The organism is Raineyella antarctica (assembly GCF_900092135.1).
In the GTDB taxonomy this organism is placed as follows: Bacteria; Actinomycetota; Actinomycetes; order Propionibacteriales; family Propionibacteriaceae; genus Raineyella; species Raineyella antarctica.
This window is the reverse complement of sequence record NZ_FMYF01000012.1, coordinates 41,360-66,740: the sequence shown is the minus strand read 5'-3', so window position 1 is coordinate 66,740 and position 25,381 is coordinate 41,360. Positions and strand designations below refer to the sequence as shown.

General features: G+C 70.6%; 23 protein-coding genes. 12 read left to right on the top strand and 11 right to left on the bottom strand.

What is annotated here, in order from left to right; genetic code table 11:
- The first annotated feature begins 117 nt into the window (after positions 1–117).
- From GA0111570_RS14820 to GA0111570_RS14800, 5 genes are all read left to right on the top strand, one after another.
- A complete protein-coding gene (locus tag GA0111570_RS14820) occupies positions 118–2,406 on the top strand; it encodes a sel1 repeat family protein (protein ID WP_092613052.1) in 2,289 nt (762 codons plus the stop codon).
- Between the two features lie 121 nt (positions 2,407–2,527).
- A complete protein-coding gene (locus GA0111570_RS14815; protein ID WP_092613049.1) occupies positions 2,528–2,854 on the top strand; it encodes a DUF485 domain-containing protein in 327 nt (108 codons plus the stop codon).
- Positions 2,841–4,445: a solute symporter family protein gene (locus tag GA0111570_RS14810; protein WP_092613046.1), complete on the top strand. Its 1,605-nt coding sequence runs from the start codon at positions 2,841–2,843 to the stop codon at positions 4,443–4,445. Before GA0111570_RS14815 ends, GA0111570_RS14810 begins: the two co-directional genes overlap by 14 nt.
- 120 nt (positions 4,446–4,565) lie before the next feature.
- The gene (locus GA0111570_RS14805) at positions 4,566–5,108 is read left to right on the top strand and encodes an NADPH-dependent FMN reductase (protein ID WP_092613043.1); all 543 of its coding nucleotides are present in this window, start codon (positions 4,566–4,568) and stop codon (positions 5,106–5,108) included.
- Between the two features lie 208 nt (positions 5,109–5,316).
- Positions 5,317–6,528: a DUF2207 domain-containing protein gene (locus GA0111570_RS14800; protein WP_139283275.1), complete on the top strand. Its 1,212-nt coding sequence runs from the start codon at positions 5,317–5,319 to the stop codon at positions 6,526–6,528.
- A gap of 9 nt (positions 6,529–6,537) precedes the next feature.
- On the opposite strand, the gene GA0111570_RS14795 is transcribed toward GA0111570_RS14800, so the two are convergent.
- The 3 genes from GA0111570_RS14795 to thiM form a co-directional block, all read right to left on the bottom strand.
- Positions 6,538–7,410, bottom strand: coding sequence for a mechanosensitive ion channel family protein (locus tag GA0111570_RS14795; protein ID WP_092613037.1), 873 nt, complete (start codon positions 7,408–7,410; stop codon positions 6,538–6,540).
- 79 nt (positions 7,411–7,489) lie between these two features.
- Complete coding sequence (gene thiE, locus GA0111570_RS14790; RefSeq protein ID WP_092613034.1) at positions 7,490–8,128, bottom strand: thiamine phosphate synthase; 639 nt, start codon at positions 8,126–8,128, stop codon at positions 7,490–7,492.
- On the bottom strand, positions 8,125–8,910 hold the full coding sequence (gene thiM, locus GA0111570_RS14785; protein WP_092613031.1) for a hydroxyethylthiazole kinase: 786 nt from the start codon (positions 8,908–8,910) through the stop codon (positions 8,125–8,127). Before thiM ends, thiE begins: the two co-directional genes overlap by 4 nt.
- A gap of 84 nt (positions 8,911–8,994) precedes the next feature.
- On the opposite strand from thiM, the gene GA0111570_RS14780 reads away from it, so the two are divergent.
- Genes GA0111570_RS14780 through GA0111570_RS14770 form a run of 3 tightly spaced genes read left to right on the top strand, consistent with a single transcriptional unit; the run spans position 8,995 to position 13,046 of the window.
- Entirely contained in the window at positions 8,995–10,176 is a 1,182-nt protein-coding gene (locus GA0111570_RS14780) for an AAA family ATPase (protein ID WP_092613028.1), read from the top strand.
- Positions 10,177–10,193: 17 nt separating this feature from the next.
- Positions 10,194–12,122, top strand: a complete 1,929-nt coding sequence (locus GA0111570_RS14775) for a solute carrier family 23 protein (protein ID WP_092613222.1) — start codon at positions 10,194–10,196, stop codon at positions 12,120–12,122.
- A 9-nt stretch (positions 12,123–12,131) separates the two neighbouring features.
- Positions 12,132–13,046: a 2-dehydropantoate 2-reductase gene (locus GA0111570_RS14770; RefSeq protein WP_175557526.1), complete on the top strand. Its 915-nt coding sequence runs from the start codon at positions 12,132–12,134 to the stop codon at positions 13,044–13,046.
- Between the two features lie 59 nt (positions 13,047–13,105).
- Here GA0111570_RS14770 and GA0111570_RS14765 read toward each other — a convergent pair whose 3' ends face one another.
- From GA0111570_RS14765 to GA0111570_RS14750, 4 genes are all read right to left on the bottom strand, one after another.
- A complete protein-coding gene (locus GA0111570_RS14765) occupies positions 13,106–13,882 on the bottom strand; it encodes a DUF5134 domain-containing protein (RefSeq protein WP_175557525.1) in 777 nt (258 codons plus the stop codon).
- A 143-nt stretch (positions 13,883–14,025) separates the two neighbouring features.
- The gene (locus GA0111570_RS14760; protein ID WP_092613019.1) at positions 14,026–15,267 is read right to left on the bottom strand and encodes a hypothetical protein; all 1,242 of its coding nucleotides are present in this window, start codon (positions 15,265–15,267) and stop codon (positions 14,026–14,028) included.
- A gap of 141 nt (positions 15,268–15,408) precedes the next feature.
- Complete coding sequence (locus GA0111570_RS14755; RefSeq protein WP_092613016.1) at positions 15,409–16,203, bottom strand: universal stress protein; 795 nt, start codon at positions 16,201–16,203, stop codon at positions 15,409–15,411.
- Positions 16,204–16,237: 34 nt separating this feature from the next.
- Entirely contained in the window at positions 16,238–17,173 is a 936-nt protein-coding gene (locus GA0111570_RS14750; RefSeq protein WP_217634203.1) for an NADP-dependent oxidoreductase, read from the bottom strand.
- 128 nt (positions 17,174–17,301) lie between these two features.
- Here GA0111570_RS14750 and cysE point away from each other — a divergent pair, with 128 nt between their 5' ends.
- Complete coding sequence (gene cysE, locus GA0111570_RS14745; protein ID WP_092613013.1) at positions 17,302–18,123, top strand: serine O-acetyltransferase; 822 nt, start codon at positions 17,302–17,304, stop codon at positions 18,121–18,123.
- A 13-nt stretch (positions 18,124–18,136) separates the two neighbouring features.
- On the opposite strand, the gene GA0111570_RS14740 is transcribed toward cysE, so the two are convergent.
- The 4 genes from GA0111570_RS14740 to GA0111570_RS14725 form a co-directional block, all read right to left on the bottom strand.
- Positions 18,137–18,484 carry a thioredoxin family protein gene (locus GA0111570_RS14740; RefSeq protein WP_175557524.1) on the bottom strand — a complete coding sequence of 116 codons (348 nt, stop codon included), beginning with the start codon at positions 18,482–18,484 and terminating at the stop codon, positions 18,137–18,139.
- A gap of 4 nt (positions 18,485–18,488) precedes the next feature.
- Positions 18,489–19,493, bottom strand: a complete 1,005-nt coding sequence (gene trxB, locus GA0111570_RS14735) for a thioredoxin-disulfide reductase (protein ID WP_425438629.1) — start codon at positions 19,491–19,493, stop codon at positions 18,489–18,491.
- 47 nt (positions 19,494–19,540) lie between these two features.
- Positions 19,541–20,533, bottom strand: a complete 993-nt coding sequence (locus GA0111570_RS14730; protein WP_092613004.1) for an LCP family protein — start codon at positions 20,531–20,533, stop codon at positions 19,541–19,543.
- A gap of 75 nt (positions 20,534–20,608) precedes the next feature.
- Complete coding sequence (locus GA0111570_RS14725) at positions 20,609–21,193, bottom strand: hypothetical protein (protein WP_139283274.1); 585 nt, start codon at positions 21,191–21,193, stop codon at positions 20,609–20,611.
- Positions 21,194–21,281: 88 nt separating this feature from the next.
- On the opposite strand from GA0111570_RS14725, the gene GA0111570_RS14720 reads away from it, so the two are divergent.
- The 3 genes from GA0111570_RS14720 to GA0111570_RS14710 are packed head-to-tail and all read left to right on the top strand — an operon-like array spanning position 21,282 to position 25,267.
- The gene (locus GA0111570_RS14720; protein ID WP_092612998.1) at positions 21,282–22,232 is read left to right on the top strand and encodes a LysR family transcriptional regulator; all 951 of its coding nucleotides are present in this window, start codon (positions 21,282–21,284) and stop codon (positions 22,230–22,232) included.
- 42 nt (positions 22,233–22,274) lie between these two features.
- Positions 22,275–23,552 carry an AI-2E family transporter gene (locus GA0111570_RS14715; protein WP_092612995.1) on the top strand — a complete coding sequence of 426 codons (1,278 nt, stop codon included), beginning with the start codon at positions 22,275–22,277 and terminating at the stop codon, positions 23,550–23,552.
- A gap of 35 nt (positions 23,553–23,587) precedes the next feature.
- Positions 23,588–25,267 (top strand): fumarate hydratase, encoded by a 1,680-nt coding sequence (locus GA0111570_RS14710; RefSeq protein ID WP_092612992.1) that lies wholly within the window; start codon positions 23,588–23,590, stop codon positions 25,265–25,267.
- The last annotated feature ends 114 nt before the right edge of the window (positions 25,268–25,381 follow it).

Below are 25,381 nucleotides of genomic sequence, written 5' to 3'. Positions count from 1 at the left end.
GACTAGCGGGGATGCACCCCCTACCTACCCCCGACACGCCACCCACTTGCCATATGTCCGCGATGTCCCTCGCTCATCTGCCTAGACTTTCGTAATGGCCTGAGCACAGGGGGAGCGATGGGCGCAGGGGCGGAGCGGCGGGTCTCGTTGGACGCGGAGCCGGGCAATTTCGGGGCCAGGCTGGCGCGCACCGACGTCGAATCCCGCGGTGACCCGTACTTCCCCTATCTGCGACGGGCAGTGGACGACCAGCTCGCCGGCGCGTTGGACCGCCGGGCGGATGGTTCGGACCACCGTCCGCTCGTCATCGCCGGCCACGCGATGGACGGTACCTCCCGGACGATCGCCGAGGCCCTCCGGACCCACCCCGTGGTTTCCCGATGGACACTCCTGGTGCCGGAGGCCGGGGCCGACCCCTCCGAGATCATCGCGCAGGCCCCGGCCGAGGGGGCGGTGGTCTGGCTCGACCACGTCGGGGACGCGACCGTCCGGTGGGACACGCCGACCCTTCGGGACTGGGCCTCCCGGGAGCGGCTGATCGTCGTGGCGAGCGTCCGCACCGAATTCCTGGACCAGGTGCTGGACGACCGCGACTTCCACGGCCCCTGGTCCGTCCTCGCCGACCCCGTCGTCGTCGAGTTGGTGCGCCTGCCGCCCTGGTCGGTGCAGGACCTGCCGACCACCGGCCTGCCGGGGCTGCTCGGGCGGCGGATCGCCCAGGGGCAGTCCCTGGGGCAGGTCCTCGGCGCTGCGGGCGAACTCCTCGACCGGCTGGAGGAGCTCGACCCGATCGCCAGGGCCGTCGCCCGCGTCATCGCCGCGTGGAGCCGGATGGGTCTGCCCGGGGGCATTCCCGTGCAGGTGGCCGAGCAGGTCTGGCTGCCCGTGCTCTCCCGCCAGCGCCAGCAGTCGCTGGTCGAGGGGACCGGCCACGAGCGCCGGGAACGCTTCGAGACCGCGATCGCCGAGCTGACGGCGCCGCTGGCCATCAGTGCCGCCAGTCCGGTCACCTGGGTAGGTCCCGATCGGCTGCATGCCGACGGCTACGTGGTCGCGCATCCGCCGCCCGAGTGGGGAACCATCGACCAGGAGGTCTGGTCCGCGGGACTCGCTCACGCCCTGGCCACCGGTGACCCGGTGACCCTGCTCGGCTTCGGGCTGCGGGCGTACGTGGCCGAGGTCCACGACGTCGGGCACGGCGCCTGGGACGCTGTGGCCAGGATGACGACCACCCCGCTGGCGGCCTGGGGTTCGGCGCTGGTCGGTGAACTCGATGCCGCCCAGGACGACCAGGAGGAGGCCATCGCCGCGCTCCGGCGGGCGATGGGATCCGGCCACCCCGACGCCGCGCCGGCGGCCGCAACCGCCCTGGGCCGCCTGCTCGAGGTTCGCGATCCGGTGGTGGCGCGGGAGGCGTACGAGTCGGTCGAGCACGGGGACAACCCGACGCTCGCGGCGGAGGCCGCCCTGCGGCTCGGCTGGCTGCTGGAGTGGGACGACCCGCCGGCGGCACGGGAGGCGTACGCGGCGGCGATCCGCAGCGGACACCCGGACCTGGCCCCCGAGGCGGCCGTCTACCTGGCCTGGATGCTGGAGTCGGAGGACCGCGCCGCGGCCCGCGAGGCGTACGAGACGGCGATCCGCAGCGGCCAGCCGGAGTGGGCCCCCAGGGCCGCCGCGGATCTTGGCTGGATGCTCGCCGAGTCCGATCCGGAGGCTGCCCGGGCGGCGTACGAGACGGCGATCGCGAGCGGGCACCGGGAGTGGGCCCCGCGCGCCGCGGTCCGGCTGGGGCAACTGCTCGCCCGGACCGACCCGTCCGGGGCGGCGGAGGCCCTGGAGATCGCCGTCGCGAGCGGGCACGGCGAGTGGGCCCCGCTCGCGGCGGTCCGGCTCGGCCAACTCCTGGCCCAGAGCTCCCCGATGACGGCCTGCGCCGCCTTCCGGGTGGCGATGTCCAGCGGGCACCACGAGTACGCCCCGATGGGGGAGTTGCTGTACGGCGAGTGGTGCGTCTCCCCTGCGGATCCCGCCGCGCGGCGACGGCACTGGAGCCGCGCTGCCGCCTCGGGCAGCTCCCGGGTGCTGGTCGACCTCGCCTGTCTGTGCAGCGCCGAGGGGGCCCCGGACCTGGCCGAGCAGGCGCTGGCGAACGCCGCGAAGGCGGGCTCGTCCTTCGCCCAGGACTACCTACACGTCCTGTCGCTCGGCGCCGCGGACCTGGCCGAGGACGAGTCGTTCCTGCGCGTGCGGACAGCCGCCGAGTACGGCGACACCGCCGGCCTGAACGTCCTCGGGCTGCTCGCGCTTCGTGCGGGTGACGTACGGGCAGCCCGCAAGTGGTGGTCCCGGTCCGCCGCGGAACACGATCCGATCGCCCCACTGCTACTGCGCCACCTCCCCTGATCCGCCCCGGCCGTTACTCAACTGTTATAGAAGTCAGCAAGTCGGTACCAGTAAGGGCTTACATATCTGAACTGGTATTAGTAGTGTGACGCGGGTCGCACACTCGATACAGGAGCGGATCATGCTAAGTCCCGAACACTACAGAGAGGTAGAGCGGTCGGCTGACTTCGTCGAGCTGCGGAAGAAGTTCCGCAACTTTGCGTTCCCGATGACCATCGCCTTCCTCGTCTGGTACTTCCTCTACGTCCTGCTGTCCGTCTATGCGGTCGGGTGGATGAGCACCCGGATCGCCGGCAACATCACCACCGGCCTGCTCATCTCCTTCCTCCAGTTCGTGACCACCTTCCTGATCACCTGGCTCTACATCCGTCATGCCAACCACTCGCTCGACCCGCTGTCGAGCAAGCTGAAGGCCGAGATCGAAGGAGTGAACGATGCTTCCGCTTGAGACCTTGGGCAATCCCACCGTCAACATCGCCATCTTCGTCGCCTTCGTCGTCATGACCATGACGATCGTGATCATGGTGACCCGCGGCGGCCTGAAGAAGTCGGGTGACTTCTACACCGGTGGCGGCTCGTTCTCCGGCCGCCAGAACGGCTTCGCGATCGCCGGTGACTACCTGTCGGCCGCCTCGTTCCTGGGCATCGTCGGCTCTGTCGCCTTCTACGGCTACGACGGCCTGCTCTACTCGGTCGGCTTCTTCGTCGCCTGGCTGGTGGCACTCCTGCTCGTCGCCGAGCCGCTACGCAACACCGGCCGCTACACGATGGCCGACGTGCTCTCCTTCCGCGTGCAGGATCGGCCGGTCCGGATGGCCGCCGCTGTCTCCACGCTGCTCGTCTCCTTCTTCTACCTGCTCGCCCAGATGGCCGGCGCCGGCGGCCTGGTGGCCCTGTTGCTCGGTATCTCGAACCCTGTCGGCCAGAACATCGTCATCGTCATCGTGGGCCTGCTGATGGTGGCGTACGTCCTGATCGGCGGCATGAAGGGCACCACCTACGTGCAGATGATCAAGGCGATCCTGTTGATCGCCGGCGTCATCGTGATGTCGGTCTGGGTCATGAGCAAGGTCGGCTTCAACCTGTCGACCCTGATACAAGGCGCCATCGACCACGTGAACACCGTGAAGCCCGGCCACGGCGACGGCCTGCTGCAGCCGATGGGCAAGTACGGCACCAACAAGCTCGGCTTCATCTCGCTGTCCATCGCACTGGTCCTGGGAGCCTCCGGCCTGCCGCACGTGCTGATGCGGTTCTACACGGTGCCCACCGCCAAGGAGGCCCGCAAGAGCGTCACCTGGGCGATCGTGCTGATCGGCCTGTTCTACCTGCTCACGATGATCCTCGGCTACGGCGCGGCCTGGCTGGTCGGCGCGGAGAAGATCAAGGCGATGCCGGGTGGTGCCAACGCGGCCGCTCCGGCGCTGGCCTTCGAGCTCGGCGGCACGGTCCTGATGGCGCTGATCTCCGGCGTCGCGTTCGCCACCATCCTCGCCGTGGTGGCCGGCCTGACGATCACCGCGTCCGCGTCCTTCGCGCACGACATCTACAACTCGGTGATCAAGCACGGCAAGGCCGACCCGAAGGAGGAGCTGCGCGTGGCGCGGATCTCCTCGGTCGTGATCGGCCTGATCTCGATCGTGGGCGGCGTGGTCGCCAACGGGCAGAACATCGCCTTCCTGGTCTCCCTGGCCTTCGCCGTGGCGGCCTCGGCGAACCTGCCCTCGATCCTGTACACCCTGTACTGGCGCCGCTTCAACACCCGCGGTGCGCTGATGAGCATCTATGGCGGCCTGATCTCCGCCCTGGTGCTGATCGTCTTCTCCCCGGCCGTCTCCGGGAACGCCGGCGCGATGTTCCCGGACATGAACTTCGCCTGGTTCCCGCTCGACAACCCGGCGCTGGTCTCGGTGCCGATCGGCTTCATCCTCGGGTGGATCGGCACGATCACCTCGTCGGAGCACGATGCCGACAAGGCGGTCGAGATGGAGATCCGCTCCCTCACCGGTGCAGGTGCCGGCGGGGCGATCGACCACTGATCGAATCTATCGACCACGGATCGTATCTGTGGTGTGATGGCTCTCGGGGCCGTCCGGTGCACTCTTGCGTCGGGCGGCCCCGATCGTTATGGTTGAATCGTCAACGTCCAAGGAGGGTACATGACCATCAAGGTTGGCTACTTCGTCGGTAGCTTGTCGGCCCAGTCCATCAACCGCAAGGTTGCGGAGAAGATCGTCGAGCTCGCCTCGAACGACCTCGAGTTCGTCGAGATCCCGTACCAGGACCTCCCGCTCTACAACCATGACCTCGACGGTGACTATCCGCAGGCCGCCCTCGACATGAAGGCAGCGATCGCGGCCAACGACGCGATCATGTTCGTCACCCCGGAGTACAACCGCTCCGTCCCCGGCGCCCTCAAGAACGCGATCGACTGGGGCTCCCGTCCGTGGGGGCAGAACGCCTTCGCCGGCAAGCCGGCCGGTATCGTCGGTGCCTCGATCGGTGCCCCGGGCACCTCGATGGCCCAGCAGCACCTGCGCAACATCCTCGGCTTCCTCGACATGCCGACCATGCGTCAGCCGGAGGCGTACGTCCAGTACGAGGAGGGTTGCCTCGACACCGAGCGCACCCAGAGCTTCCTGAAGGCCTGGGTGGATGCGTTCCAGAGCTATATCGAACTGTGGCACAGGGCCAACGCCTGATTTTGTCCGATGATGCCTGAGAATCTTGCGTGTCCCCTGTTGTGCCGCAGATCTTTGGGCTAATCTAGGTCGGCAGGTGTATGAACACCCCCCCGAGTCGTCGCGCGCTGACAACATCCCCCCCCGTACGCCAGCGCTGCGACAAAGCAATGGCCGACCGCACCAGCGGTCGGCCATTGTGCTGTCCCCGCTCACGTAGGCTGGCCGGGTGACTCCTGTCTCCATGTTCATGCTGGTCGCCGGTCTGCTCGTCACCGCGCTCACGATCGTCGCCATCATCCGCTCGCGGCGCGAGGGACTGGACGAGATCTACGAGGGAGTGACGCCCGGCCAGCTCCCCCGGGCGGGCGAGGAGGCGGACACCCGCCGGGTGCCCGAGACCGCCTACAGCAAGGACGTGGCGGTCCAGTTCACCCCTCCCGGCGGCCTGCGGCCCGGGCTGGTCGGCACGGTGTACGACGGGGTGGCCGAGAGCCGCGACGTGACCGCGACGATCGTCGACCTCGCCGTGCGGGGGTACGTGAAGATCACCGCCGTCGAGCCGGAGGAGGACGCCGGCGAGGCGCGGGGTCCCTCCCGCAAGCCGCTCGGCCGGAAGAAGGCCGACTGGGAGGTCACCGCCCAGGACCCGCCCGCGGATGACGAACTGTCGGTGATGGAGGCGCACCTGCTCAACGGCATGTTCGCGTACGGCCCGAGCGTGCGGATCTCGCAGCTGACCTCCGACTTCGGCAGCGTGATGCGCGAGGCGGTCCAAGCGCTCTACACCGAGGCGGTGCACCGCGGCTGGTACCGGCGCCACCCCCGCACCAAGCGGGGCCTCAGCGGATTCGGCCTGTGGGGCCTGGCCGGTGGGGCTGCGATCGTGATGCTGGTCGCCGGCGGCTGGGCCGGGGCGGTCGCCGGGGTCCTGACGCTGGGGTCGGCGGCGGCCTGGCAGAAGCTCGGCCGGGTGCTGCCGGGACGTACGGCCACTGGTACGGCGGTCCGGATCCAGGCCCTGGCCTTCGAGGAGTACCTGCGCACCGCCGAGGCCGACCAGATCAAGTTCGAGGAGGCGGCCGACATCTTCTCCCGCTACCTGCCGTACGCGATCGTGTTCGGCGTGGCGGACCACTGGGCCAAGGTGTTCGGCGAGATCGCCTCGCAGGCCAAGCTGGAGGGCTACGACGACCTGGACTTCGGCCTGGACTGGATCGACATGGTGATCCTGGCCGACCTGCTCGACCTGCCGCAGCTGGCCTTCCTGGCCGGCGAGGGCCTGACCGAGCTGATCGGCGGCCTGGACGTCTCCGGGGTGGCCGACGTGGTGAGCGGAGGCTTGGGCGCGTTCAGTGACGGGGTCGGCAGCTTCGTCGACTCCGTGGACGGGCTGGACACCCTCGGCGACGGGTGCGACGGGTGTGACCTCGACTTCTGAGCGGGTGCGTCACTCCAGGGGCGGCGGGTAGGCCGTCGGCGGCTCGATCCCGGCCTCGTGCAGGGCGGTGCGGATCCGGTTCAGCGCCTCGCGCTGGAAGCCCCACTGCTGGTTGGCCAGCGTGTCGGCGGTCGCCCGGAGCTTGGTCTGGCGGGGGTCGATGCTCTCCACGCCGAGCACCACAGGGTCGGCGATCAGTACCTGCTGCCACTCCGGCTCCCCGGCCATCTGGGCCAGCACCTCGCGGATGATCGAGATGGCGTGGCCGGAGTCGCCGTGGACGGCGATCGGCACGTCGATGATCGCCGTCGAGGTGCCCTGGGAGGAGTTGCCGAGTTGGACGATGTCGCCGTTGCGGATGTACCAGACGACACCGGAGAACGCCCGCACCCGGGTGACGCGCAGGCCGACCTCCTCGACCCGCCCGGAGACCTGGTCGTTGATCTGGATCCAGTCGCCAACGCCGAACTGGTCCTCGGAGACCATGAAGATGCCCGAGATGTAGTCCTTCACCAGCGACTGCGCGCCGAAGCCGATGGCGACGCCGCCGATGCTGGCGCTGGCGAGCAGCGGGCCGAGCGGAACGCCGACCACGTTGAGGATGGTCATCACCACGACCACCACGATGATGATGTCGACCAGGTTCTTCAGCAGGCCGGCCATGGTGTGCGTACGTTGCTGGTGGCGCTCGTCCGACATGTCGGCGGCCCGGCGCAGGATCTCACTGGCGCGGTTGCGCCGGCCCTTGGCCTCGGCGACCACCGATCGCTCGATCCGGCGGATCGTACGGATCAGGAGTCCGCGGGCGATGAACGCGATCAGGACCGTCACGACGATGACGACCGCGTTGTTCACCCACTGCTCGGGCAAGGTCCAGGACAAGGGTCAACCTCCGATGGGATCGTTCATGCTGGCGGTGCGGACACCGGTCGATCCTGCCACGACGACCAAGCCGCCCCGCTCAACGGGTCCAGGCCGCCAGCAGCTCCTCCGCCGCCCGGCGGGGCTCGGGGGCGCAGCAGATCGCCGAGACCACGCTGATCCCGTCGATCCCGGTGTGGCGCAGGCTGGGCACCCGGGCGAGGTTGATCCCGCCGATCGCCACGCTGGGCCACGGGCTGGCCGCGGCGACGGCGGCGGTGTGGGCCGGGCCGCCGGCGCGGGCGGCATCGGGCTTGGTGGCGGTGTCCCAGACCGGGCCGATCCCGATGTAGTCGACCACCCCCGGGCCGAGCTCCCGGGCGGCCTCGACGTGGGCGACGGTCTGCACCGAGAGGCCGAGCAGTCGGTCCGGGCCGAGCACCTGGCGGGCCTGGTCGGCCGGCAGGTCGTGCTGGCCGATGTGCGCGCCCTCTGCGCCGATCGCCTCGACCAGGTGGACCCGGTCGTTGACCAGCAGCGGCACCCGGCCGGCCAGCGCGGCATGGAGTTCGCGGCCGATCCGCACCAGCTCGTCGTCGTCGGCCTCGGGGTCGCGCAGCTGGACGATCCCGACGCCACCGGCCACGGCGTCCAGCACGGTCGGGACGAGTCCGTACGCCGCGGTCATCGCCCGGTCGGTGACCAGGTAGAGCCGCAGGTCGGGCAGCGGAGCGCTCACCGCTCCTCCAGGCGCGCCCGGTCGGCGAGCTTGTCCGGGGTGATCGTCGACAGGGCATCGAGCAGCCCGACGGCGAAGGAGCCCGGGCCGTTCTTGGGAGCCTCCTCGGCGGCCAGGCAGAGCAGGGTGGTGGCTGCTGCAGCGGCCACCAGGGCGTCGGGGGTGGCTGCCGCGAAGCCGGCCATCAGCGCGCCGAGCGCGCAGCCGACGCCGGTCACCCGGGTCATCAGCTCCACGCCGTTGCCCAGCGCCAGCACCCGGTGGCCGTCGGTGAGGTAGTCGGTCGGCCCGCTGACCGCGACCACCGAACCGAAGTCCTGGGCCAGCGCCCGGGCGGCCGCCAGGGCGTTCTCGGAGGTCTCGGTGCTGTCCACGCCCTTGCCGCCGGAGCCGCCGGTCAGGCCGAGCACCTCGGAGGCATTGCCGCGCACGATCGTGGGGCGGTTGTCCAGCAGCTCGACGGCGACCTGCGTACGCCACGGCAGGCCGCCGGCACCGACCGGGTCCAGCACCCACGGGACGCCGTGGTCACGGGCCGAGGCCGACGCCAGCCCCATCGCGGCCACGGTGTGCTCCTGCGGGGTGCCGAGGTTGACCAGCACGCCGCCGGCGATCGCGGCGAAGCCGGCCGCCTCCTGCGGGTTGTCCACCATGGCCGGGGCACCGCCGGAGGCGAGCACCACGTTCGCGGTGAAGTTCGTCACCACGGTGTTGGTGAGGCAGTGGACGAGGGGGGAGGTCCGGCGGTACGCCTCGAGGGCGAGGGCGAGTTGCTCGTGCATTCCTGCAAGATAATCCACGGCCGATCTCGATCGACATCTGCGTCACTATCGGTCCTGCGGTAGAGCGGACCATAGAGTGTCATCGTGGACCCGATCCAGAACCCGTACGCCCCCGGGGCGGGACAGCGCCCGCCCGCCCTGACCGGCCGTGACGAGGAGTTGCGCGCCTTCGACGTCGTGCTGGCACGCGTCGCCAAGGGCCGCCCGGAGCGCTCGATGGTGCTCACCGGACTGCGCGGGGTGGGCAAGACGGTGCTGCTGAACACGTTGCGGTCCTCGGCGGTCCGCGCCGGCTGGGGCACCGGCAAGCTGGAGGCCCGTCCCGGCCAGTCGCTGCGCCGCCCGCTGGGCGCCGCCCTGCACATGGCGATCCGAGAGCTCGGCCATCCCTCCCAGACCGAGCTGGTGCTGGGCACCGTACGGTCCTTCGTCGAGGCGGACGCCAAGCCCGGCACCAAGCTGCGGGACCGGTGGAACCCGGGCATCACCGCCGCCCCCACCCGCGGGCGCGCCGATTCCGGGGACATCGAGATCGACCTGGTCGAGGTGTTCTCCGACGTCGGAGGGCTGGCCGCCGACCTGGGCACCGGGGTGGCGGTGTACATCGACGAGATGCAGGACCTGGAGCCCGAGGACGTCTCCGCGATCTGTGCGGCCTGCCACGAGCTCAGCCAGCAGGGCCTGCCGCTGGTCGTGGTCGGGGCCGGGCTGCCGCACCTGCCGGCCGTGCTGTCGGCCTCCAAGTCCTACAGCGAGCGCCTGTTCCGCTACGTACGGATCGACCGGCTGGCCCGGGAGGCCGCCGACGCCGCGCTCGCCGCACCCGCCGCCGACGAGGAGGCCGCGTACGAGCCCGAGGCGCTGGCCGCGCTCTACACCGCCACCGGCGGCTACCCCTACTTCATCCAGGCGTACGGCAAGGCCGTCTGGGACGTCGCGACCGCCTCGCCGATCACCGTCGACGACGTCCGGGTCGCGGTGCCGCAAGCCGAGTCCGAGTTGGCCGTCGGCTTCTTCGGGTCGCGCTACGAGCGGGCCACCCCGGCCGAGCGGGAGTACCTGCGGGCGATGGCGGAGGTCGGCGGGGAGGAACCGGCCAGCACTGCCGAGGTCGCCGCCCACCTGGACCGCAAGCCGCAGAGCCTCTCCCCGGCCCGCGACTCGCTGATGAAGAAGGGCCTGGTCTACTCGGGGGAGCGCGGCAAGGTGCAGTTCACCGTGCCGCACTTCGGTAGGTACCTCCGGTCGACGCCGCCGGTGGAGTGACCTCTAGGGTGGGGGCCGTGTCCACCACGACCTCACTCGTACGCCCCGTCGACCCGGTCGACGCGGTGCCCCCGGTCCCGAAGCTCGCGGTCCTCGGCCTGCAGCACGTGCTGGCCTTCTACGCCGGCGCCGTCATCGTGCCGCTGGTCGTCGCACAGGGCCTGGGCCTCTCCACCCGGGACACCATCCACCTGATCAACGCCGACCTGTTCACCTGCGGGATCGCCTCGATCATCCAGTCGGCCGGCCTGGGCAGGCGCATCGGCGTACGCCTCCCGCTGCTGCAGGGCGTGACCTTCACCGCGGTCTCCCCGATCATCGCGATCGGCCTGGCCTCCGGCGGCGGCACCGACGGCCTCGCCGCGGTCTACGGCTCGATCATCGTGGCCGGCCTGGTCACCTTCTTTGCCGCCCCGTACTTCGCCCGGCTGCTGAAGTACTTCCCGCCGGTGGTCACCGGCACCCTGCTGACCGTGATGGGCACCACCCTGATCGGCGTGGCCGCCGGCGACATCGTCCGCTGGGGCCAGACCGAGCCGACCCTGATGGTCCCCGGCCTGCTCTACGCGTTCGGCACCCTGGCCGTGATCGTGCTGGCCCAGCGGATCTTCAAGGGCTTCATGGCCACCATCGCGGTGCTGATCGGCCTGGTGCTCGGCACCGGTGTCGCGGCGCTGCTGGGGCACACCGACTTCTCCGGCGTCGGGACCGCCGCCCCGATCGGCTTCACCACCCCGTTCTTCTTCGGCTGGCCGGCGTTCTCCCTGACCGCCATCATCTCGATGGTCATCGTGATGGCGATCACCGCCGTCGAGACGACCGGCGACGTCTTCGCCACCGGCGAGATCGTCGGCAAGCGGATCACCCCGCACCACATCTCGGCGGCCCTGCGCGCCGACGGACTGTCGACGACCCTCGGCGGGGTGCTCAACTCCTTCCCGTACACCTGCTTCGCCCAGAACGTCGGCCTGGTCCGGCTCACCCGGGTCAAGTCCCGCTGGGTCGTCACCGCCGCCGGCGTGCTGATGATCGTGCTCGGGCTGCTGCCCAAGGCCGGCGCGATCGTCGCGGCGATCCCGGCCCCTGTCCTCGGCGGGGCCTCGCTGGCGATGTTCGCCAACGTCGCGGTGGTCGGCATCCAGACGCTCGGCAAGGTCGACATGCACGACAACCGCAACGCGGTGATCGTCTCGACCTCGGTCGGCCTGGCCATGCTCGTCACCCTGCAGCCGGGCATCGCCCAGGCGGTGCCGCCGTGGCTGGCGATCATCTTCGGGTCCGGGGTGACGATCGGTGCGATCGTCGCGATCGTGCTCAACCTGCTGTTCTTCCACGTCGGCCGCCGACGCGGTCCCGACGTCGCGGTCCAGTACGGCAGGCCCGTCCGTCTCGACGAGGTGAACGCGATGTCGCGCGACGAGTTCGTCGGCACCTTCGGCACGCTCTTCCCGCTCCCCTGGCCGGTCGAACGGGCCTGGGAGGACCGCCCCTTCGCCAGCACCGAGGAGTTGCGCGACGCCTTCCAGCAGGTCGTGCTGTCCGCCGACCCGCAGGAGCAGCGCGCCCTGGTCTCCAGCTACTACGACATCAGCGAACTGGTGCTCGCTGACCCCGACGCGGCGCCCGAGGACATCAAGGCCCTCCAGGAGACCGGCTCGATCGCCCTGGACCGGCTCGACGATCGGGATCGTACGGAGATCGCGGCGGTCAGCGCGGCCTACCAGGACAAGCACGGACTGCCCCTGGTGGTCAGCCTGGCCAACCTGGCCGGCCGCGACCAGCTCATCCGCGACGGCTGGCACCGGGTCGCCAGCTCGCCGGCCCGGGAGCTGGTCACCGCGGTGGCCGCGGTCGGCGACATCGCCGATGCCCGCTTCGACGCGCTGGTCGCCGACGCCAACCCGATCCGGTCGGCCTGGGCGCGGAAGTTCGAACAACTCACCTAGGAGGACATCGTGCGGTTCGCAGTCATCGGCGCCGGGGGTCTCGGCGGTTTCTTCGGCGGCCTGCTGGCCGCGGGCGGCCACGAGGTCAACTTCGTGGTGCGGGAGCGTACGTTGCGCAGCCTGCTCACCGGCGGGCTCACCGTCAGCGGCGGGTTCCGGGCCCGGCTGGAACGGGTGATGGCCACCGACGACGCCCGTACGGTCGGCCACGTCGACGTGGTCCTGGTCACGGTGAAGGCCGACCAGCTCGACGACATCGCCGACCAGCTCCCCCCGCTGGTGGGGCCCGGCACGATCGTGCTGACGATGCAGAACGGGGTGGACGCCCCCGACCGGATCGCCGCCGTGGTCGGGCGCGAACACGTCGCCCCCTGCGTGGTCCGGATCTTCACCCAGCGGGATGCGCCGGGCCGGATCAGCCACCACGGCGGGCCGGGGACGGTCACCTTCGCCGGCTGGGACAACGTGGAGACGCCGGTGCTGGAGGCCTGCCGGGCCGCGTTCGAGGGCGTCGGCATCCCGGCCCCCGAGCCGGCGGACATCTGGGTCGACCTGTGGGCCAAGGCGATGTTCATCATCCCGTCCGGCCTGCTCGGGGCCCTGAGCGGCCGGGCGATCGGGGAGCTGCGCACCGGGCTGCGCGAGGAGCTGGCGGCCTGCATCGCCGAGGTGGACGCCCTCGCCCGGGCCAGGGGAGTGGCGCTGCCGCCGGACGCGGTGGATCGTACGCTCGCCTTCGTCGACGAGCAGCCTGCGGACGTGACGACCTCGCTGCAGCGCGACCTGCTGGAGGGTCGGCCCTCGGAGCTGGACGGCCAGGCCGGGGCGATGGTCCGGCTGGGCCGCGAGCTCCGGGTGGCGACCCCACGGCACCAGCTGATGTACGCGGTGCTCTCGCTGCGCGAACGGGAGGCCCGGGCCTAGGGGCTGGCGGCCGGGGCGCCGCTCCAGCGCCGGATGCATCAGCCGAGCCACTCGTCCGATCAGAACGCGAGGTGCGTCATCCAGGGCAGGACCGGGACCATCAGGCCGGTCGACATCCAGAACATGCCGAAGTTCATCGCGAACGCCGCCAGGGCGGCCAGGCGGAAGCTGGTCGAGGCGACCGTACGCGGCTCGTGGCAGCCGGTGGCGTGGACCTGGGGGACGCCGGGGACCTCGGCGAGCGGGGCGCCGGCGCCGACCAGCAGCGGGGCCGCGTGCGGGGCCGCTGCCGGGGCGGGCGCGGACCGTACGACGCGGACCAGGTCGAGCACGGCCGCGACCAGCAGGTAGGCCATGAGCGGGGCACCCACCACGGCCACCCACCACATCGGGTCGGCCGGTCCGGCCGCCGCGGCCATCGGCAACCTGGCGTGGGCGTGGCCCCCCATCGGGCCGGACGGCATCGCCTTCGACATCGAGGCCATCTTCACCTCCATCCCGGCTAGGTGCCAGGTCATCGCGCCGAACATCGCGGCGTGGCCGGCGAAGTGGGCGCGGGAGCCGCGGCCGGTCAGCGCCAGGGCGACGAACCACAGCACCGCGGCGGCGAAGAAGCCGACCAGCAGCCAGGCCGGCACCGTGCTGGCCAGCGGGCGCCAGGTGGCCCGCGAGACCATCAGCAGCATCACCACCGACATGACCAGGTGCAGCGTGTTGGACACGGCCTGGACGCGGTCCTGGCGACGGGTGAGCTCGTAGAGGCCCCAGGCGAGGCTGAAGGCGAAGAGGATGAACAGGCCGATGAACGTGACAGGCGTGTCGGCGTACGTGAACACAGCGGATACCTCCCGATGGGTGACGGAAGTCATCGGGTCGCGACGTGTGGGAACGACACGCCAACGCTGGGACGACGATTGCGGAGCCAGCCTAGGGCTGCCCGGATCGGCCGATACCCCCCGTACGTAGCCGAAACGGCACGTCAGCCGAAGTGGTAGAGCACCAGGTCCTCGTACGAGGTGATCTCGACCACCACGGTGTCACCGGAGGAGCCGGCCCGGACGGCGGTGCCGCCGACCTGCCAGGTCCGGGCCAGCCGTCCGTGCGAGTCCGCGGCGGACCCCCAGGGGGTGCCGTACGCCTCCTCGAGCAGGTCGAGTAGCCGGTGCGCGTGGTCGGACACGTCGGCCGTACGGTGCCGGCCCTCCACCAGCACCAGGCGCAGGGCGCCACTGCGCACCCGGACACGCCAGCCCGCCTCCGCCCGGAGTTCGAGCCCGGCCGGGGGCCGGCCGGCGGCCAGCGCGTGCTGCTCCAGGAAGGCGGGGACGCCGCCGCCGACCGCCTCGCGGACCAGGTCGGCCCCCTCCTCCGGCGTGGCGTACGCGGCCAGGAAGGCCTCCTCGGGCTCCGCCGCGGGTGGCAGCCGTCCGGGGGCGGCGGCCCGGCCGGGGACGTCCAGGTCGGCCAGGTCGGTGAAGGAAGCCGGCTGCAGGTTCTCGTCGACCGGGTCGGTGCCGGCCGGGGCGGCGAGCAGGGTGAAGGGACGCGCCGGCGAGGTCGTGCTGATCGCCAACTCACCGGGGGCCCGGCCCGCGTACGCGGTGGCCCAGGCCCGTCCGATCACCGTCCCGGCCCGCTGGGCGGCCTCCGCAGCCAGGTGCAGCGCCGTGCCGGGGGCGTGCACGGTCAACCCGCGCCGGTCGGCCACCACCTCCACGTCGATTCCGGCCAGGCTGCTGCACAGCCCGATGCGACCGTCGAACCACGTCGGGGGGACGGTCGCCAGGTCCCTGGGGAGCATCCCCACCAGGTAGCCGAGCTCGTCGGCGACGTGGGCCCAGCCGAGCAGCGGATAGACCGGCGGGAGCCACGGCCCGGGCGGCGGATCCGCCAGCTCCAGCGACCACTCGTACGGGGGCGCGACGTCCGCGACGCCGGACCGGAACGACAGGTGCTCGCCCCACCGGACGTCGGGCTCGTACGGGAACGCCCGGTAGCCCAGCTCCCAGGTGCCCCGGAAGTGGTCGATCCCCACCTCCACCATCAGCGCGTCGAACAGCCAGCGGAACCGGGCCCGTGGACCGATCACGGCATAGGGACGGCGGCCGAGGACCTCGGCCAGCTCGAGCAGCACCGGGTGGGCGTCGGAGGGGTCCAGCACCCGTCCGGCAAGGGCACCGATGGCGGTCTCGACCCGCTGCAACGTACGGTTGATTGCCATCCCACCCCCCTGCGCCACGGTCGTCGGCACCGTGCGCCGGCGGAGGACCCGTACAAAAAGAGGTTGCCACGACGAGCCCGGCCGGTCAGCCGGTTCGCGAGCCTCGTCCCGCGCGGTGGCGCGGATCAGGACGGGGCAGGCTCAGGAGCGGCTGGTCACCACCGCGACCGGGCACTTGGCACTGAGCAGGGCGTGCTGGGCGACCGAGCCGAGGTTGAGGCCGCGGAACCCCTCACGGCCCCGGCGACCGACGACCAGCAGGTCGGCCTCCGCACTGAGGTGCACGAGGACGTCCCGGGGGCTGCCCGGTCGGGCGACCAGCTCGATCGTGACGCCCTCCTTGTTCCGGCCGTCGAGGGTCTGCTCCAGCATGGCTTGGGCCACGGCGGGGACCGGATCGGTGGAGTCCTCGGGCATCGTCGACCAGGCCAGCACCAGGGACACCGTGCTGCCCTCGCCGACCAGCGAGAGCGCGAAGTCGAGGGCCGCGGTGCTGGAGGACGAACCGTCCGCACCGACGATGACCCGGCGCGGGGCCCGGTCGTCGACGTCGTCGCCGTGGATGATCACCACGGGGCAGCCCGCGTGCTGGGCGGTGGTCATCGAGACGGTGCCGAGCAGGGCGGAGGACAGCCGGCCGCGACCGCGGCTGCCCATCACGACCAGGGCGGCGTCCTCGCCGGCGCGGACCATCACGCCGGCAGGGGATCCGATCGGGTCCTCGCCGGTGACCTCCAGATCGGGCTTGGCGGCGTGCACCGCCGCCACCGCCTCGGGGCTGCGGACCGGCGCAGCCTCGTTCTCGCGGGCGGCGACCACGCGCAGCGGCAGGCCGAGCCGTTCGGCGGCACCGGAGGCCCAGGACACCGCCCTGTCGGCGATGTCGGAGGAGTCGTACCCGACGACGACGGGGCTGGCAGCGCTGCTCTCGCTCATGGGCCCATCCTAGGGCGGCCGGGCCCCACGTGGGTCAGCTGCTGACCTCGATGGTGATCTTTCCGGCCGTGTGGCCCTCGATGCTGGCCGCCACCGCTGCTGCCGCGTCCGCCAGGTCGAACGTCCGCGCGACGTTGACGACCAGGTCGCCGGCGTCGACGAGTTCGGCGAGGTGGTCCAGGTCGTCGGCGTCGGGCCGCACCCACATCCACTGCCCCCCGGCCTGCACCACGTTGCGGTCCGCCACCGAGGCGTGGCGGCCGTCCTCGGCCAGCACCGCGGTGGTGACGTCGAGGACGCCGCCCACGAAGTCCGCGACGACGTCCACCCCCGCCGGGGCCAGGGCCCGGACCCGATCGGCCAGGCCGTCGCCGTACGACACCGGTTCGGCCCCCAGCGAGCGCAGCAGGTCGTGGTTGTGCTCCGAGGCGGTGGCGATCACCCGGGCGCCGGCGTGCCGGGCCAACTGGATGCCGGCCTGGCCGACACCCCCGGCGCCGCCGTGCACCAGGACGGTCATGCCCGGCCCGGTGCCCAGCCGGTTCAGCACCTGGTAGGCGGTCAGCCCGGCCAGCGGCAGGCCGGCGGCCGCGTCCCAGTCCATTCCCGACGGCTTGCGGGCCAGGGTGCGGACCGGGGCACTGACGAACTCGGCGTACGTGCCGCCGTGCACGAAGTCCTTGCGGACATAGCCGATCACCTCGTCACCGGGGGCGTACTCCGGGACGTCGATGCCGACCGCCTCGACGACGCCGGCCATGTCCCAGCCGGGGATGATCGGGAAAGTGGACTCCAGCATGCCGTCCAGGCCGCCGGCCATGATCTTCCAGTCGACCGGGTTGACCGCCGCCGAGCGGACCCGCACCAGTACCTCGCCGGGCGCCACCTTGGGCAGCGGCTGCTCGGTGAGGGACAGCACCCCGGGGCCGCCGAAGGTGCTGTAGGTGGCTGCGTGCATCGTACGGGTCATGGGAGCAAGCCTAGGACCGGCAGACGGGACGTGCCTTGATAATCAGATTCCGTGATGGTATCCATAAGGCAGGATGTATCTCGACGTCGGCCTCAGACCGCGCCGGGCATAGCGAGAGGACATCGGCGATGACCGACCACATCTGGGAACGCATTCGCGAAGAGGTCGCGCGCGACGCGGCCGAGGAGCCGGCACTGGCCAGCTTCCTCCACTCGGTCGTGCTCGGCCACCCGGATCTGGAGTCGTCGCTGGCCCACATCCTGGCCAGCAAGCTGAACAGCACCACGCTGACCGAGCTCACGCTGTTCGACATGATCAAGCACGCTCTCCAGGCCGAGCCGGCCATCGGTGACGCTGTTCGCGAGGACCTCTCCGCCGTGCTGGCGCGGGATCCCGCCACCCGGGGCTATGCCCAGCCGCTGCTCTACTTCAAGGGCTTCCACGCCCTGCAGGCCTACCGGATCGCGCACTGGTACTGGGTGCACGACCGGCAGGCGCTGGCCCTCTACCTGCAGAGCCGTACGTCCGAGACGTTCGCGGTCGACATCCACCCCGGTGCCCGGATCGGCAAGGGGATCCTGTTCGACCACGCGACCAGCATCGTGATCGGCGAGACCGCGGTGATCGGTGACGACTTCTCGATGCTGCACGAGGTCACCCTCGGCGGTACCGGCAAGATCGGCGGCGACCGGCACCCGAAGATCGGCCGCGGCGTGATGATCGGCGCGGGCGCGAAGGTGCTCGGCAACATCAAGGTGGGCGAGGGTGCCAAGATCGGCGCCGGCAGCGTGGTGCTGTCCGACGTGCCAGCCTTCACCACTGTCGCCGGTGTCCCGGCCCGTCCGGTCAGCTACCCGGCCAACGCCCACCCGGCGCTGGACCTGGAGCAGGAGCTGATCGAGTCCGAGCGGCGCGAACGACAGAACGCCTGGGGCGCCGGCCCGGCCTGATCCCTCGCCGGTACTAGGCGCTGAGCTCGCCGGCGAGCAGACCGTCGATCGCCTCGGTGAGCTCGATCTTGGTCCGTGCGCCCTGGAACCGTGCGACCTCTGCGCCGGACCGGAACAACTGCACCGTCGGCACCCCGTGCACGCCCTGGGCCTGCGGGGTCGCCGTGGCGGCATCGGTGTCGATCCGGACGATCCGCACCCGGTCCCGGTACCACCCGGCCAGCTCCTCCATGATGGGCAGGAGCTGGCGGCAGGGGGCGCACCAGGTGGCCCAGTAGAGCACCACCACGGGCACGTCGGCATCGAGCACGCGGTCGGTGAAGGTGGCGTCGGTCACCACCTCGAGGGGAAGCGATTCCACGCGATCAGAGCCCCTGGCCGATCAGCCAGCGCTCGGCATCGAGGGCGGCGGCACACCCCGTCCCGGCGGCGGTGATCGCCTGCCGATAGGTGTGGTCGACCAGGTCGCCGCAGGCGAAGACGCCGTCGAGGTTGGTCGCGGTGGTGTCCTGCCCGACGCGCACGTAGCCGGCCTCGTCCATGTCGACCTGTCCGCGGAACAGCTCCGAGCGCGGGTCGTGCCCGATGGCGATGAACAGCCCCTCGACGGGCAGCTCGCGCGACTCGCCGGTCACGGTGTCGCGCAGGGTGACCTTCTCGACCTTCTGGTCGCCCTGGATCCCGATCACCTCGCTGTTCCAGGCGAAGGAGATCTTCGGGTCGGCGAAGGCCCGCTCCTGCATGATCTTGGAGGCGCGCAGGCCGTCGCGGCGGTGGATCATCACCACGGAGCTGCCGAAGCGGGAAAGGAAGGTGGCCTCCTCGACGGCGGAGTCGCCACCGCCGACCACGGCGATCGGGCGGTCCCGGAAGAAGAAGCCGTCACAGGTCGCACACCACGAGACGCCGTGCCCGGAGAGGCGCTGCTCGTCCTCCAGCCCGAGCTTGCGGTAGCCCGAGCCGGTCGCCAGGATCACCGCGCGGGCGCGGTACTCGTTGTCGGCGGAGTCCCGGACGACCTTGACCTCACCGGTCAGGTCGACCTCGACGACGTCCTCGGTGACGAACTCGGTGCCGAAGCGCTCGGCCTGGGCACGCATGTTGTCCATCAGCTCCGGACCCTGGATCCCCTCGGGGAAGCCGGGGAAGTTCTCGACCTCGGTGGTCGTCATCAGCGCACCCCCCGCATCGACGGCGCCCTCGATCACGAGCGGGTTCAGCTGCGCCCGTGCCGCGTACACGGCGGCGGTGTAGCCCGCCGGGCCGCTGCCGATGATGATCAGGTTGCGTACGTCGCTCATGGTGTTCCTTGCTCGGGGGTCGGTCGTCGGGACAACCGTTCTGCCGCTGCCATTATTCCGGAGGCCCATCGTGGCCGCGTCGGCGGGCGGACCGATGGGACGTCACCGGACCATGCTCAGCCCTCCGGGTACTTGGCCCGGTACTGGTCGACCGTGTCGTTCTTCAGCGCCGCCTGCAACTCGGCCAGCTTGGCCTGGTCGACGATGTCGATGGACTGCCCGTCGGCCGAGGTCCCGGTGCCGGAGACCGGGGCCTGCATCAGGTAGATGTCGTTTTCGGTGATCCCGCGCATCGACATGGCGGTGGACAGCAGCTCCTGGTCGGTCAGGCTCGCGTCGACCGTCAGGTAGCGGGAGAACGTGCCGACGAAGTTGGTGAACTGGCCGGGATTGGTCAGCACCTCGGTGCTGACCGCCTTGCGCATGATGGCCTGGACGACCGTCCGCTGCCGCTCGGCCCGGTCGAAGTCGCCCCGGGGCAGGTCGTAGCGCTCCCGGACGTACGCCAGGGCCTGCGGCCCCTGGATGGTGATCTGGCCCTGCGGGAAGGTGAAGCCGTCGGAGCTGGAGTGGTTTGGGTTGTTGACGGTGACCCCGCCGAGGGTGGTGGTGATGTCCTGGAAACCCTGGAAGTCGGTCACGGCGACGTGGTCGATCGGCACCTGGTTGACCTGCTCCATCGTGCGCACCGTCAGCGGGATCCCGCCATAGGCGTACGCCGCGTTGATCTTGGCGGTGCCGTGGTCGGGGATGGGCACCCACATGTCACGGGGGTAGGAGATGATGTACACCGCCTTGCGGTCACCCGAGACGTGCACCAGCATCAGGGCGTCGCTGCGGCCGCGGTCGTTCTTCGGGTCGCGGCTGTCGGACCCCATCACCAGGTAGTTCAGGCTCTCGCCCTTCGCCTTGGGTGTCGCGGTGACCAGTCCGTCGACGCGCTGCACGTTGTCGTCAAAGCTGTTGCGGATGGCGTTCAGGTAGATGCCGATCGCGCCGACGACGACCAGGACCACCGCCAGTACCCCACCCAGGGACATCATCAGGACGCGGCCGGTGGACGGCCTGTCCCGGTCGGCCTGGTCCGCTCGCTTCGGAGTCTGTGCCATCGTTCCTCGTCGCTCCCTGCCGGTTGACGTGCGCCCTGGTGGCCGCCGCCGACCACCAGTCTCCCTTTCCCGGGGTCAGTCACCAAGTGCGGGGCCCTGGAAACGGACCGGGTCGTGGGTGCCGTCGTGCGGATCAACCACGATCGTGACGTCGCCGGCGTCCGCCGCGGGGACCGCGAAGCCGACTCGGGCCTTGTGCTGCTCACCGCGCGGAACAGCCTCGCTGAACCCCGTCCCGAGGGTGCCGTTCGCATCGGTCAGCATGACCGCCCCCACGTTGCCCCGGTAGTAGCCCTGGACCACCACGGTGGTGGCGTCGAAGTCGGACCTGGAGTGGTTGGTCACCACGACGTCGGCCAGCACGACCTGGCCGCTGGTTCCCTGCGCGCCGTCCACGCCGTCCGCCGCGGTGGTGGCCACGACGTTGTCGACCTGGATCGACAGTCCGTCCGGGTAGTCGGCGGCCTTGTCCAGGGTGAGGAGCTGGCCGACCGGCGGGGTGGTGGGGGCGCTGGTCAGGTCGGGCTCGGGCGTGGCGGGGGCCTCGCTGGCCGTGGCAGAGGCGCTCGGGGTGGCCGCGGGTCCGGTACCTGGCCCGGGCGCGGAGCAGGCCGTGAGCACGGGCAGGAGGATGGCGAGGACGGCCACTGCGATGCGCATGACCCGACGGTAGCCCACCGGGGCACCCCACCCCGAAGAATCACTCCTACTTATGGAAAACGAAAGATGTATCACGTAGAATCGCCCCATGATTGAGGTCAAGCACCTGCGGCTCATGGCGGCCATCGACCGGCACGGCACCCTTTCCGGCGCCGCGCGCGAGCTCGGCCTGTCCCAGCCCGCCATCACGCAGCAGATGCAGCGACTCGAGCGTGACCTCGCCACCCCACTGGTCACCAAGCAGTCCCGCGGCGTCACGCTGACGTCCGCCGGGCGCGTGCTGCTGCGGCATGCCGCGCAGGTGCTGCCCGCCCTCCAGCGCGCCGAGTCGGAGATCGCCGCGATCGCCGGGCTGCGGGGCGGGGAGATCCGGATCAGCGCCTTCGCCTCCGGCGCCGCCGCCCTGCTGCCCAAGGCCCTGGCGCGGATGGCCCAGGAGCACCCCGGCATCAGCTTCCGGCTGGGCGAGGCCGAGACCGAGCAGTCCCTCGAGCTGCTCCGCAAGGGCGACTGCGAGATCGCCCTGGTCTACGAGTACCACTCCGAGGGGATGACCATGCGTCGCCCCGACCTCCAGCACGACCCGGACGAGATCTGGCAGATCGCGATGGAGGAGCACATCTGGCTGGCGATGCCCAGGTCACACCCGCTGGCCGCCGACGCCGAGGTGAACGTCGCCGACCTGTCCGGCGCGCGCTGGATCTCTGGTTGCCCCTCCTGCCAGGGCAACCTGGTCGACGTCTGTTCCGTCGCCGGGTTCCGCCCGGACATCACGTACGAGACCGACGACTACATCGCCCTCCAGGGCCTGGCCGCCGCCGGGCTTGGCGTGGCCCTGCTGCCTGACCTGATGCTGACCGTCACCAGGCGCGACACCGACCTCGTGTTGAAGCCGTTGTCCCAGAAGCGCTACCGGCGCGTCTCGGTGGTCACCACCAAGGCCCTGGGCGCCGTGCCCGGCGTGATGGAGACGATGCAGGCCATCGTCGACGTGGGCGGCAGCCTCCTGCTGCCCCAGAGTGTCACCCAGGACTCCTAGACTGGGCCGACGTAGGCTCGGCCGGCGTCGGGAGGGGGTCTGATGGGCGACAGCCAACCTGTCGGGGGAGGGCGGACCGGGGCGGACGCACCCGCACCCGCGGCACTGCTCCCCGAGAAGGGCCCGCTGCCCCTGGGGATCACGCTGATCTTCGTCATGGCGGGCCTCGTCGTCGTCGCGATGGGGCTGCGGTACACCGCCTCGATCTTCGGCCCGACGTTCTTCGCGATGACCCTGGTGGTCACCCTCAGCCCGATGCGGCAGCGCCTGACCCGCTGGCACGTACCGGCCTGGCTCACCAGCGTGCTGATGCTGGTGGTGCTCTACGCGATCATCTTCGGCATCCTGTACGGCTTCGGGGCCTCGATCGCCCAGCTGGTACAGATCCTGCCGCGCTACGCGGGCAGGTTCAACACCCTCTACACCGATGCGCTGGTGTGGTTGGACGGGCGCGGGGTCGACACCTCCAATGCCGACCTGCTGCTCAGCCAGCTCGACTTCAACCGCATCATCGGGGTGCTGCAGAGCGTGCTGGACGGCGTCTCGTCGGTGGGCACCATCATCTTCGTGCTGGCCATGGCGGTGGCCTTCCTGCTGGTCGACTCGACCGCCATGGACGGGCGCCTCGGATCGCTGCGGACCGACCAGCCCCAGCTCGCGGCCTGCCTGGCGGACTTCGGCTACCGGGTCCGCCGGTACTGGGTGGTCAACACGCTCTTCGGGGTGATCGTCGCGGTGCTCGACACCATCGTCCTGATGGGGCTGGGGGTGCCGTTGCCGCTGGTCTGGGGACTGTTCGCCTGGGTCACCAACTACATCCCCAACATCGGCTTCGTGATCGGCCTGGTCCCGCCGGCCCTGGTGGCGCTCCTCGATGGCGGTCCGGTGGACGCGCTGATCGTGGTGATCGCCTACTCGGTGCTCAACTTCGTGATCCAGTCGATCATCCAGCCCAAGTTCACCGGCGACGCGGTCGGGCTCAACACCACCGTCACCTTCGTCTCCCTGCTCTTCTGGACGGTCGTGCTCGGGCCGATCGGCTCGATCCTCGCGGTGCCGCTCACCCTCTTCGCCAAGTCGCTGCTGATCGACTCCAGCCCCCGCCTGCAGTGGCTGAACATCTTCCTGCGCTCCCGGGACATCGAGGAGCCCCCCGTACGCCCACAGTGGCCGCTGCACCACGTGCCCTCGCTGCCGCGCTGGATGCCCTGGTCGCCGGGCTCGGACGTACGCCCCACCGCGCCACCGCTGTCGTCCGGGCCGGGCGCGACCACCGGGGACGGCACGTCGCCCGGTCCCGGCGGCGACGTGGAAAAATGACCCCAACACCGTGACTTTGCACGAAGGAGTGTTCCGTGACCGAGTTCTTCTATGAGGACATGTTGCCGGCCGTCGGGCCGGACGAGACCCCGTACCGTCTGCTCACCACCGAGGGCGTACGGACAGTGGAGGGACCCGGCGGGCGGACCTTCCTCGAGGTCGACCCCGACGCCATCACCCTGCTCACCGAGACCGCGATGCATGACATCGCGCACTTCCTGCGGCCGGCGCACCTGGCCCAGCTGGACCGGATCCTGGAGGACCCCGAGGCGTCCAACAACGACAAGTTCGTCGCGCTGGACCTGCTGAAGAACGCCAACATCGCCTCCGGCGGCATCCTGCCGATGTGCCAGGACACCGGTACGGCGATCGTGTCGGCCCACCGCGGCCAGCACGTGCTGAGCTCGGTGCAGGACGAGGTGCCGATCTCCCGCGGCGTGTACAACGCGTACACCCGGCTCAACCTGCGCTACTCGCAGAACGCGCCGCTGACGATGTGGAACGAGAAGAACACCGGCACCAACCTGCCGGCGCAGATCGACATCGCCGCCGACACCCACCCGGGCCACGAGACCGAGTACGAGTTCCTGTTCATGGCCAAGGGCGGCGGCTCGGCCAACAAGTCGTACCTGTACCAGGAGACGAAGGCGATCCTCAACGAGGAAGCCATGATGAAGTTCCTGGACGAGAAGCTGCGCACGCTCGGCACCGCGGCGTGCCCGCCCTACCACCTCGCCGTGGTGATCGGCGGCACCTCCGCCGAGGCGGCGCTGAAGGCCGCGAAGTACGCCTCCGCGAAGTACCTCGACACGCTGCCCACCGAGGGCTCGGCCACCGGCCACGGCTTCCGTGACCTGGACATGGAGCAGAAGGTCCTCAAGCTGACCCAGGACTTCGGCATCGGCGCGCAGTTCGGGGGCAAGTACTTCTGCCACGACGTACGCGTGGTGCGGCTGCCCCGCCACGGCGCCTCGCTGCCGGTCGCGATCGCGGTGTCCTGCTCGGCCGACCGCCAGTGCAAGGGGAAGATCACGCCCGAGGGCGTCTTCATCGAGCAGTTGGAGTTCGAGCCCGCGAAGTACCTGCCCGACGTCACCCACGAGCACGTCGGCAGCCACGACGAGGCCGTCCAGGTCGACCTGAACCGCCCGATGCGTGAGGTGCTCGCCGAGCTCAGCCAGTACCCGGTCAAGACCCGCCTGTCGCTGACCGGCACCCTGGTCGTCGCCCGCGACATCGCGCACGCCAAGATCCGGGAGCGCCTGGACGCCGGCGAGGAGATGCCGCAGTACCTGAAGGACCACCCGGTCTACTACGCCGGCCCGGCCAAGACCCCCGAGGGGATGGCCTCCGGTTCCTTCGGCCCGACCACGGCTGGCCGGATGGACTCGTACGTCGACCAGTTCCAGGCCGCCGGCGGCTCGATGATCATGCTGGCCAAGGGCAACCGCTCGAAGGCCGTGACCGACGCCTGCGCCAAGCACGGCGGCTTCTACCTCGGCTCGATCGGCGGCCCCGCCGCCCGGCTGGCCCAGGACTGCATCAAGAAGGTCGAGGTGCTGGAGTACCCCGAGCTCGGCATGGAGGCGATCTGGCGCATCGAGGTCGAGGACTTCCCGGCCTTCATCATCGTCGACGACAAGGGCAACGACTTCTTCGCCTCGGTGAGCAAGCCGGTCGCGCTGCGCATCCCGGTGCGCGAGGGCGCGAAGTAGCGGTCGCGGGTAGCAGTCGACAATTCCTGAACAGCACGGAGCCACGCCATCGAGGATGGCGTGGCTCCGTGCTGTGGCAGGAGTTGCGGACGTGGGTCCGATGGGCGGGTCGTC